Raw genomic sequence first — 10,336 nt, forward strand, 5'->3', positions numbered from 1 at the left:
CTTATTGATCACCGACGCGCCTGCGCAGAAAAATCCACACAACCGCAGAGAGCAACAACCAGGAAGCAGCAATCCCACCAGCCAGCCCCGCAGGTTGTTCGCGTGATATCAGCGCAAGTGTAATCCCAAAGAGCGTATAAACCGCGTAAGTGCAGGTGACCACGGCGTGACTGGTGCCACACTTCGTCCACCGCTGGTACAGATGCTGCGTATGCGGCTGCATCCATTGCTCGCCGGTCACTATCCGCAGAAGCAAGGTAAGCCCCGCATCCACCAGGAATACCGTCAACGGCAGCAACAGCACCAGCCAGTTGGTTCTGGTGGTGACGCTGGCCAGACAAAGCAGACCCGCCAGCGTATAGCCCAGCCCACCACTGCCCACATCGCCAAGGAATATCTTCGCCCGTGGAAAGTTGAAAGGCAGAAACCCGACACAGGCCGCCAGCACCACCAAGGCCGCGAACGCGAAAGGAGCGGGCAAGATCAGCGCAAACACCGCCGCAACCAGGCACGCCTGGGTGACGGCAAGGCCGTTGATGCCATCCATGAAATTCCAGATATTGATCAACGACAGCGTGATCAGCAGCGCCAGAACCGAATGCGCAATATCGGCGGTGGCGTGCCACACCAGGCTGGCGAGCAGCAGCGCCGCCAGTGCATGCACCGCAAGCCGCGTGAACGCAGACAACGGCCGATGATCATCCCACCAGCCAATTCCGGCCACCAGAACCAGGCCCAGGGAAAAACCCCCCAGCGATGGCGAAAATGGCGGCCAGATCACCGCCCCGGCAGCCATCGCCAGCAGTACTGACACCACGATCGCGACACCACCTCCACGCGGGGTGGCAACCTGGTGGCTACGCCGCTCACCCGGGTGGTCCATGAGATTGCGGCGTAGCGCGTAGATCCTGGCCAGCCAGGTGACGGTGGCGCAGAACGACACAATCAGCAGCAGTGCCGCCATCCATGACAGCTTGAACATCTCTACAGCACCGCGAAGTTGAGCAATGGCTTCACTGTTCCCCACTCTTTGCAGCTTGGGCATTGCCAATGGTGGGTGCGGGCACCGAAGCCGCATCGCGTACAGCGGTAAGCCGGATTGCGCACCAGCAACTGCTCGGTAATGTGCTTCAGATCGTGCAGGGTCGCGGTCGGATCAGCACCGTCGGCCAGGGTGAGCTCGATCAGGGCCGACTCGCCGCGGACCGAAGGCCGGTCCTTGAGCTGGCTGCCGAGATAGGCCCGCGCAGGCGCCACCCCTTCCTGCTCCTCCACCAGCCGGGTCAACGCCAACACCGGCGCGATGCCACGGTAGTGTTCGGTCATCTCCGACAGAAACGCCCGTGCGCCGCCCATATCCCCTACCTTGCGGTAATTTTCAAGCAGCTTGGGCAGGATTTCAGGCAGGTAATCCGGATCATTGCGCGCTGCACGTTCGAACGCACGCACTGCCGCTTCGGCATTGCCTGCGTCGCCCTCCAGACGCCCCTCGAGAATACCGGCGCGCACCGACATCGCATCGGCCTGGTACGCCCGCGCGATTGCCTCACGCGCCTGCACGTTGTTACCGGCGCCGCGGTGGCGGTCGGCCAGCTCGCATTCGAACTGGGCAATGAGCTTGCCCATCGGCTCGCCGCTGACCTCTTCATAACGCGAGGCATTGTCGATCGCCTTTTCCCAGTCGCGCTCGGCCTGGTAGATGCCGATCAGATGCTTGAGCGCCTGCGGGGCGCGCTGATCGATCTGGGCAAGTTCCGTGAACACGGTTTCGGCACGGTCCAGCAGGCCGGACTTCATATAGTCCTCGCCCAGCGCAAGCAGCGCCTGCACCCGCTGTTGATCATTCAGATCAGTGCGATGGACCAGCCCTTGATGCAGACGGATCGCCCGATCGACTTCGCCCCGGCGCCGGAACAGATGACCCAATGCCACCTGGGTTTCAAAGGTTTCCTTGTCCAGCTCGGCGATATGCAGGAACAGCTCGATCGCCTTGTCCGGCTGCTCGTTGAGCAGGTAGTTCAGACCACGGAAATAGGTGCTGGACAGCCGGCTGACCTGGTTTTCACCATGTCGCTGCCCACCACGCCGGCCGATGATCCAGCCGCAGATCGCAGCAATCGGCAGGAACAGGAAAAACCAGAACCACTCACTGACAAAGGCCATCTTCGATCAGCGCCCGTCAAAAGGAGAAGGAGAAGGCGGCACCTGGTTTGCAGGCGCACGTGACGCAACCAGCGCAGCCTTGCTGGCACGCCGCAACTTCGCATAGAGGGGAATCACCACCCCTGCAGCCACCAGCGCGCCTCCCAACAGGGCACCCAGCAGCAGCGAAACAATAATTGCCACCCCGGAGGTGGTCTTCAGCACCCAGAAGGCAAGGCTGATATCAAGCGGCTGCGAATTGAGCGAGCCGATAATCAGCCCCCCCACCAGCACGGCGAGCAATATCAGCAAACGTACAACTTTCATGCAGCAGCTCCAGGTCCGGGAGCGCCCAGCTTATCCGACCGGGCCAGATTCCAGCAGCGGTTTGCGCTGCGACAGATAACTCAGGCCGGATCGTTTTCCAGCGGCGTCACGTCGCTCACGCGCTCACGCAACTCCTTGCCCGGTTTGAAGTGCGGGACATGCTTGCCCGGCAGCGCGACCGATTCACCGGTTTTCGGGTTACGCCCGAGGCGCGGCGGGCGGTAATGCAGGGAGAAACTGCCAAAACCGCGGATCTCGATACGATCCCCGGTCGCCAGCGACCCGCCCATCATCTCCAGCAACGACTTTACCGCCAGATCCACATCGTCCGACTTGAGATGCGCCTGTCGGCGCGCAAGGATTTCGATCAGCTCGGACTTGGTCATTTCACAATCTTGCGGTGGGCGCGCCACCTGAGACGGTCCGGGCATTGCCCGGACCGTCCAGGAACGCTTACGTCAACCGATTACTCGGACTTGTTGCTGTTCAGCTGTGCACGCAGCAGTGCGCCCAGCTGGGTGGTGCCACCCGAGGCGGACTGGTAGTCCTCAAGGGTTTCACGCATTTCCGCGTCGTCCTTGGCCTTGATCGACAGCTGCAGGGTGCGGCCCTTGCGGTCCATGCCCACGAACTTGGCTTCGATCTTGTCGCCGACCTTCAGGTGCTGGGTAGCGTCATCCACACGGTCGACACTGATGTCGCGTGCAGCCACGTAGCCTTCGATGCCGTCAGCCAGTTCGATGGTAGCGCCCTTGGCGTCCACTTCCTTGACCACGCCCTCGACCTTCGAGCCCTTCGGATACGTCGCCATGTACTGGCCGAACGGGTCCTGCTCCAGCTGCTTGACGCCCAGGCTGATGCGCTCACGCTCCGGATCGACCGCCAGAACCACGGCTTCCAGGGTGTCGCCCTTCTTGTAGTTGCGGACCACGTCTTCGCCGGTGGTGTTCCAGCTGATATCCGACAGGTGCACCAGACCGTCGATGCCACCGTCCAGACCGATGAAGATGCCGAAGTCGGTGATCGACTTGATCTGACCGGACACCTTGTCGTTCTTCTTGTGGATCGCAGCGAAGGTTTCCCACGGATTGGCGGCAACCTGCTTCATGCCCAGCGAGATGCGGCGACGCTCCTCGTCGACGTCCAGGACCATGACTTCGACCTCGTCACCGACCTGCACAACCTTGGACGGGTTGACGTTCTTGTTGGTCCAATCCATTTCCGAAACGTGCACCAGGCCTTCGACGCCCGGCTCGATCTCGACGAACGCGCCGTAATCGGTGACGTTGGAGACCTTGCCGAACACGCGGCTGTTGGCCGGGTAGCGACGGGCGATGTTGTCCCACGGATCCTCGCCCAGCTGCTTCAGGCCGAGCGAAACGCGGTTGCGCTCACGGTCGAACTTCAGCACGCGCACGTCCAGCTCGTCGCCGACGTTGACGACTTCGGACGGATGGCGCACGCGCTTCCACGCCATGTCGGTGATGTGCAACAGGCCGTCGATACCGCCCAGGTCCACGAACGCGCCGTAGTCGGTCAGGTTCTTGACGACACCCTTCAGGATCGCGCCTTCCTGCAGCTTGTCCATCAGCTGCTCGCGCTCTTCCGAGTGCTCGCTCTCGACCACTGCACGACGCGAAACGACCACGTTGTTGCGCTTGCGGTCGAGCTTGATGAGCTTGAACTCCAGCTCCTTGCCTTCCAGGTAGGCCGGGTCGCGCACCGGGCGCACATCCACCAGCGAACCGGGCAGGAACGCGCGGACATCCTTGATGTCCACGGTGAAGCCACCCTTGACCTTGCCGCTGATGCGACCGGTGATGGTTTCGTTCTTTTCCAGGGCCTCTTCCAGCTCGTCCCACACCATGGCGCGCTTGGCCTTCTCGCGCGACAACACGGTTTCGCCGAAGCCGTTCTCGAGCGAGTCGAGGGCGACCTTGACCTGGTCGCCTTCGGCGACGTCGATCTCGCCAGCATCGTTACGGAACTGTTCGATAGGCACGATGCCTTCGGACTTCAGGCCGGCGTTGATCACCACCACATCGCCGCGGACTTCCACGACGGTACCGATGACGATGGAACCGGGCTTCAGCTTGGCCAGATTGGTCTGGCTGGCTTCAAACAGTTCGGCAAATGATTCGGTCATTAGATTTACTCAGTTGGACACACGGACAGCGGACCGGTTACGGGAACGCGGACTGTCCAGCCTGTTGGTCGACCCTGCAAAAGCGATCGTGTGTTGATAGAAGAATCCGCCACACACCATTGTGTAACGGAGCTGTTGCAACTTCCTGTCGTGCGACTGCAGCCGGTGCGCTGGCTGCACTCCATGTCCCGGTATCACGCCTCCGCAAAGGGAAGCAGACCCAGCACCTTGGCAACGACCTCGTCGATGCCAATACCACTGGTGTCGATGAGAACGGCGTCATCGGCCGGCCTCAAGGGCGCCACTGCGCGCTGTGCATCACGGGCGTCGCGGGCCATGATCTCACGCAGGAGGTCGTCAAAGTTAACCGAAACCCCTTTCTGCTTCAACTGCTTATGCCGCCGCTGCGCCCGCTCTTCGGCGCTGGCCGTCAGGAAAACCTTGCAGGGCGCGTCCGGGAAGATGACCGTGCCCATATCGCGACCATCGGCCACCAGCCCCGGGGCAACCCTGAATGCGCGCTGGCGCTCCTTCAGTGCCGCCCGCACTTCGGCGATGGCGGCGATCGCCGATGCCACCGCGCCGGCGGTTTCCAGCCGCAACTCGTCGGTCGCATCGATGCCATTGACCAGCACGCGCAAGTCACCCGCCCCGCGCTCGACAAATTCGACCCGGGTGTCGAAGGTGCAGCGCACCAGCGCCGCGGCATCGGAAATGTCCAGATTGGCCCAACTGGCCGCCACCCCGACCGCGCGGTACAACGCCCCTGAATCAAGATAGTGCCACCCCAGGCGGCGCGCCACGATACGGCTGACGGTACCCTTGCCGGCGCCCGAGGGGCCATCAATGGTGAGGACGGGAACTGGCTGACTCATGCGCGACCTTGGCAATCGGAATTGGTCATTCTAGACCCCGCGCCGCATCCTGTTCGATCCCTGATTGGGCAACCACTTGAACATGCGGGGAAAAGACCAGTAGAATGGCCGGCTTGAACGAGCGTCAATCTGCATATCCGCGGCCGCGCTCCCCACGAATCCACGTTACACGCCGAGGTATGCCATGAAAGTCCTGTCTTCCCTGAAATCGGCCAAGACCCGTCACCGCGACTGCAAAGTTGTCCGTCGCCGCGGCAAGATCTTCGTGATCTGCAAGTCCAATCCGCGCTTCAAGGCTCGCCAGCGCTGAGCCGGGCGGCCTCACGGCTGCCACCGGAATCCACACCGATTCCGGGCTTCCAGCAGAAAGCCGCCTCAGGGCGGTTTTTTGTTGCGCGTTTTTTGCTGTAATCGGCACCTGACCACCCGGGAGTAGTGACCATGAAGCGATATCTGTATGCACTGCCGTTGATTGCCCTGCTGGGCGCCAGTTCCGGCGTACGCGCCGACACCCTGCTGATCGACCGTGTGCAGGAAAAGCCGGCGGCGGTGCTGCCCGTGCGTGGCCAGAGCATGAGCCAGGTGGAGGCCCGTTTCGGTGCTCCGCAGGAGCGCATGGATCCGCGCGGCGGGCAGAAGCGGCAGTGGCCGACCATCAATCGCTGGGTTTACCCCGCTTTCACCGTGTACTTCGAAAAGCAGAAGGTGATCGACGTGGTGGCCAACAAGGCCGCCCCGGAAGAAATCGGCCCGAAGCCACCGATCCTCTGAATTCCCCCGGGCGAAGGCCAGCCCTTCGGCCCTGGTCATCGCGAACTGCCGCGCATCTTCCCGCAAGGGCGCGGCCACTGCGCCCCGCGGCCACTGCATGGTCCGGCGGCAATATAGAGAACATGAACGAAACGTTGCGTTTTCCGGCCGAATGGGAATCCCAGTCGGCCATCCTGATCGCCTGGCCCCACGCCGACACCGACTGGGCCGAACGCCTGGCCGAGGTCGAGGACACCTACATCGCCCTGGTCGCGGCAATCACCCGCTTCCAGCCGGCGCTGATCTGCGTGGCCGATGACGACCTGCAGATCTATGCCGAAGCCCGCCTGCGCTCCGCCCGCATCGACATGCAGCGTGTGCATTTCGTGGTCGCCGAGTACGACGACACCTGGCTGCGCGACTCCGGCCCGATCTCGCTCACACGCGCCGATGGCCGCTTCCAGCTGCTCGACTTCCGTTTCACCGGCTGGGGCGGCAAGTTCGAAGCCAGCCGCGACGACCGGCTGGTGGGCGTGCTGCAGGCTGCGGGCGTCTTTGCCAATGCCGGGGTGCAGAGCATTCCGTTCGCACTGGAAGGCGGCGCGGTGGAGACCGATGGCGCAGGCACGCTGCTGACCACCTGGCAGTGCCTGCACGAACGCCACCCGGAGCGCGATCGCGAATCGCTCAGTGCCGATATGGCGCAGTGGATGCGGCAGGATCGCGTGTTGTGGCTGGACCACGGCTATCTGGAGGGCGATGACACCGATGCCCACATCGATACCCTCGCCCGTTTCGCCCCGGCGGACGGCATCGTCTATCAGAGTTGTGACGACCCCGCCGACTCCCACTACACCGAACTGCAGGCGATGGGGAAGGAACTGGCGGCGCTGCGCACCCGCGAGGGCGCTCCCTATCGGCTGTTCCCGCTGCCCTGGCCGCAGCCGGTGATCGACCAGAACCGGCGCCTGGCCGCCTCGTATGCCAACTTCCTGATCATCAATGGCGCCGTGCTGATGCCGGCCTATGGTGATGCCGCCGACGAGCAGGCCAAGGCGGTGCTGGCGATGGCATTTCCCGGGCGCGAGATCGTACAGGTGCCCTGCCGCCCGCTGATCTGGCAGAACGGCAGCCTGCACTGCATCACCATGCAGCTTCCGGCCGGCCTGCTCGCCGCGCCGCAGGCGACGCCACACACCGGATAGACGTGTGTGACGTCCCCTGTCGTGCCGCGTCACCCGCGACAGGGTCACCTGCCCGCGCGCCATCTGGACCTTGCGCAACCATCCGGGGCCGGTAACGGCCCCGTAGCGCATCCACCGCACACGCGTTCAGCCGGCGACGGTCTGCACCGGCGGCTTCCGCGCTACCATGCATTTTTTACTGCAGGACCCCTACCAGGATGAGTTCCCGTCACACCCTTTCCGTCGCCCTGATCCAGGAACGCAACCACGGTGATGCGCAGGCCAACCTGGCCGTCATCGAAGCGCGCGTGGCTGAAGCCGCCGCCCAGGGCGCGAAGCTGGTGCTGTTGCAGGAACTGCACAACGGCCCCTATTTCTGCCAGCACGAATCGGTGGACGAGTTCGACCTGGCCGAGCCGATTCCCGGCCCCAGCACCGAACGGCTGGGCGCGCTGGCCAAAAAATATGGCGTGGTGATCGTGGGCTCGCTGTTCGAGCGCCGTGCCGCGGGCCTGTACCACAACACCGCGGTGGTGCTGGAAAAGGACGGCCGCCTGCTGGGCAAGTACCGCAAGATGCACATCCCTGACGATCCGGGGTTCTACGAGAAGTTCTACTTCACCCCGGGCGATCTGGGCTTCACCCCGATCGACACCTCGGTCGGCCGTCTGGGCGTGCTGGTGTGCTGGGACCAGTGGTATCCGGAAGCCGCGCGCCTGATGGCGCTGGCCGGCGCCGAACTGCTGCTCTACCCGACCGCCATCGGCTGGGATCCGGACGATGTGCAGGACGAGAAGAACCGCCAGCGCGACGCCTGGGTGCTGAGCCATCGCGGTCATGCGGTCGCCAACGGCCTGCCGGTACTGAGCTGCAACCGCGTCGGCCATGAAAGCTCGCCGATGGGCGCGTCGGGAATCGACTTCTGGGGCAACAGCCATGTGCTGGGGCCGCAGGGCGAATTCCTCGCCGAGGCCGGGGCGGATCCCACCGTGCTGGTGTGCGATGTCGACCTGCAGCGCAGCGAGCACGTGCGGCGCATCTGGCCGTTCCTGCGCGATCGCCGCATCGATGCCTATGCCGATCTGCTCAAACGCTACATCGACTGATTTTCCGGACCAGCCGTGACCGTCCAGCTGCGTGACGTTACCGATGCCGACATGGCGGCCATCACCGCGATCTATGCGGTGGAGGTCACCGGTCTGGTCAACACCTACGAGTACGACGTGCCCGACCTGGCGGAAATGACCCGGCGCATGCACGACATCGTTGCCCGCGGTTTCCCGTACATCGTCGCGCTGGTCGACGGCGCGATCGCCGGCTATGCCTATGCCAACACCTACCGCGGCCGCATCGCCTACCGGTGGACGGTGGAAAACTCGGTCTATGTGGATGCGGCCTGCCAGGGTCGCGGGGTCGGCAGCGCGCTGATGCGGGGCCTGATCGAAGCCTGCACGCAACGCGGCTACCGGCAGATGGTGGCGGTGATCGGCGAACCTTCCAACACGGCCTCCATCCGCTTGCACGAGCGCTTCGGCTTCCAGATGGTCGGCATCTTCCGCGGCCTGGGCCGCAAGCACGGGCGCTGGCTGGACACGGTCCAGATGCAACGCGCACTGGGCGACGGCGCCGACAGCGCGCCCTCCAATGAATGAAGAAATGACTGAATCCTCCAACGAATCCGCCGGCGAGCTGCTGGCCGGCCAGCCGGTGCGCATCGTCGAACGTGACGGTGTCCGCTACACCCTGCTGGGCACCGCCCATGTCTCCCAGGCGAGCGTGGAAGCGGTCGAACAGGCCATCAACAGCGGCCAGTTCGATGCGGTCGCGGTGGAACTGGACCCGCAGCGCCTGCAGGCCCTGACCGAACCGGACAAGCTGGCCCGGCTGGACCTGGTCGAGGTGATCCGCAACGGGCGGGTGGCGCTGTTTGCCGCCAACCTGGCATTGGCCGCCTACCAGCGGCGCCTGGCCGAACAGCTGGGGATCGAACCGGGCGCCGAGCTCAAGCGCGCGGTGACGCTGGCCCACGAGCGCCAGCTGCCGGTGTACCTGATCGACCGCGAAGTCGGCCTGACGTTCCGCCGCGCCTCGCAGCGGCTGGGCTTCTTCGGCAAGCTCAAACTGATCGGTGGTCTCGGCGCGGGCCTGTTCGCCTCCGACGAGGTAGGCGAAGCCGAGATCGAGAAACTCAAGCAGGGCGACATGCTGGAGTCGAGCTTTGGCGAATTCGCCAGCGAGAGTCCGGAACTGTACGAGACCATCATCGGCGAGCGCGACCGCTACATGGCCACGCGCCTGCGCGAGGAGCGCAGTGATGACCAGCGCAACGTGCTGGCGGTGGTCGGTGCCGGGCATCTGGCCGGGATGGCGACGTATCTGCAATCCGACACGGCGGCACCGGGCCCGCTGCGGGAGTCGCTGGAGGAAGTGCCGCGCAAGCGCAAGCTGCCGTGGATCACGCTCGGCATCCTGGCCATCGTGCTGGCCGGTATCGGCATCGGCTTCTGGCGCGGCGGTCTCGGCATGGGCACCGAAATGCTCGCGGTGTGGGCGATGTATACCGGCGGCCTGGCCGGCCTGGGCTGCCTGCTTGCCGGCGGTCACCCGCTGAGCATCCTCACCGCGGTGGTGGTCGCCCCGTTCAAGCCGTTCCGCCTGAGCATTCCCACCGGCGCGTTCTCGGCACTGATGGAAGCGCGCCTGCGCAAGCCTGCGTACCACGACTTCCTGCAGCTGCGCGACGATGCGCAAACGCTGCGCGGCTGGTACCGCAACCGGGTTACCCGGGTGGTGATGACCTTCATGCTGACCAACCTCGGCAGCATGCTCGGGCTGTGGCTGACCGGCTTCACCGTCTATGGCAGGCTCGCCGGCTGATCCGCCCGGACCGGGAGGATGGCGAAAGGCCCGCT

General features: G+C 64.1%; 12 protein-coding genes. 6 read left to right on the top strand and 6 right to left on the bottom strand.

What is annotated here, in order from left to right; genetic code table 11:
* Position 1: 1 nt before the first annotated feature.
* From QZH66_RS00615 to cmk, 6 genes are all read right to left on the bottom strand, one after another.
* Positions 2 to 964 carry a glycosyltransferase family 4 protein gene (locus QZH66_RS00615; RefSeq protein ID WP_305804107.1) on the bottom strand — a complete coding sequence of 321 codons (963 nt, stop codon included), beginning with the start codon at positions 962 to 964 and terminating at the stop codon, positions 2 to 4.
* Positions 965 to 984: 20 nt separating this feature from the next.
* Positions 985 to 2,163: a lipopolysaccharide assembly protein LapB gene (gene lapB / locus QZH66_RS00620; protein ID WP_305804008.1), complete on the bottom strand. Its 1,179-nt coding sequence runs from the start codon at positions 2,161 to 2,163 to the stop codon at positions 985 to 987.
* A 6-nt stretch (positions 2,164 to 2,169) separates the two neighbouring features.
* Positions 2,170 to 2,469 (bottom strand): hypothetical protein, encoded by a 300-nt coding sequence (locus QZH66_RS00625; protein ID WP_305804009.1) that lies wholly within the window; start codon positions 2,467 to 2,469, stop codon positions 2,170 to 2,172.
* Positions 2,470 to 2,549: 80 nt separating this feature from the next.
* Positions 2,550 to 2,900 (bottom strand): integration host factor subunit beta, encoded by a 351-nt coding sequence (locus QZH66_RS00630; RefSeq protein WP_305804010.1) that lies wholly within the window; start codon positions 2,898 to 2,900, stop codon positions 2,550 to 2,552.
* Between the two features lie 35 nt (positions 2,901 to 2,935).
* Positions 2,936 to 4,615, bottom strand: a complete 1,680-nt coding sequence (gene rpsA, locus QZH66_RS00635; protein ID WP_305804011.1) for a 30S ribosomal protein S1 — start codon at positions 4,613 to 4,615, stop codon at positions 2,936 to 2,938.
* A gap of 194 nt (positions 4,616 to 4,809) precedes the next feature.
* Positions 4,810 to 5,490 carry a (d)CMP kinase gene (gene cmk / locus QZH66_RS00640; RefSeq protein WP_305804012.1) on the bottom strand — a complete coding sequence of 227 codons (681 nt, stop codon included), beginning with the start codon at positions 5,488 to 5,490 and terminating at the stop codon, positions 4,810 to 4,812.
* A gap of 184 nt (positions 5,491 to 5,674) precedes the next feature.
* Between cmk and ykgO the strand changes: the two genes are divergently transcribed.
* From ykgO to QZH66_RS00670, 6 genes are all read left to right on the top strand, one after another.
* Positions 5,675 to 5,800, top strand: coding sequence for a type B 50S ribosomal protein L36 (ykgO, locus tag QZH66_RS00645; protein ID WP_057628212.1), 126 nt, complete (start codon positions 5,675 to 5,677; stop codon positions 5,798 to 5,800).
* Positions 5,801 to 5,931: 131 nt separating this feature from the next.
* On the top strand, positions 5,932 to 6,261 hold the full coding sequence (locus tag QZH66_RS00650) for a hypothetical protein (RefSeq protein WP_305804013.1): 330 nt from the start codon (positions 5,932 to 5,934) through the stop codon (positions 6,259 to 6,261).
* A 122-nt stretch (positions 6,262 to 6,383) separates the two neighbouring features.
* Positions 6,384 to 7,445, top strand: coding sequence for an agmatine deiminase family protein (locus tag QZH66_RS00655; protein WP_305804014.1), 1,062 nt, complete (start codon positions 6,384 to 6,386; stop codon positions 7,443 to 7,445).
* Between the two features lie 197 nt (positions 7,446 to 7,642).
* Positions 7,643 to 8,530 carry a carbon-nitrogen hydrolase gene (locus tag QZH66_RS00660; RefSeq protein WP_305804015.1) on the top strand — a complete coding sequence of 296 codons (888 nt, stop codon included), beginning with the start codon at positions 7,643 to 7,645 and terminating at the stop codon, positions 8,528 to 8,530.
* 15 nt (positions 8,531 to 8,545) lie between these two features.
* The gene (locus tag QZH66_RS00665) at positions 8,546 to 9,076 is read left to right on the top strand and encodes a GNAT family N-acetyltransferase (protein WP_305804016.1); all 531 of its coding nucleotides are present in this window, start codon (positions 8,546 to 8,548) and stop codon (positions 9,074 to 9,076) included.
* A gap of 4 nt (positions 9,077 to 9,080) precedes the next feature.
* Complete coding sequence (locus tag QZH66_RS00670) at positions 9,081 to 10,301, top strand: TraB/GumN family protein (protein WP_305804017.1); 1,221 nt, start codon at positions 9,081 to 9,083, stop codon at positions 10,299 to 10,301.
* Positions 10,302 to 10,336 lie beyond the last annotated feature (35 nt).

Source organism: Stenotrophomonas sp. YIM B06876, assembly GCF_030711595.1.
Classification (GTDB): Bacteria; Pseudomonadota; Gammaproteobacteria; order Xanthomonadales; family Xanthomonadaceae; genus Stenotrophomonas.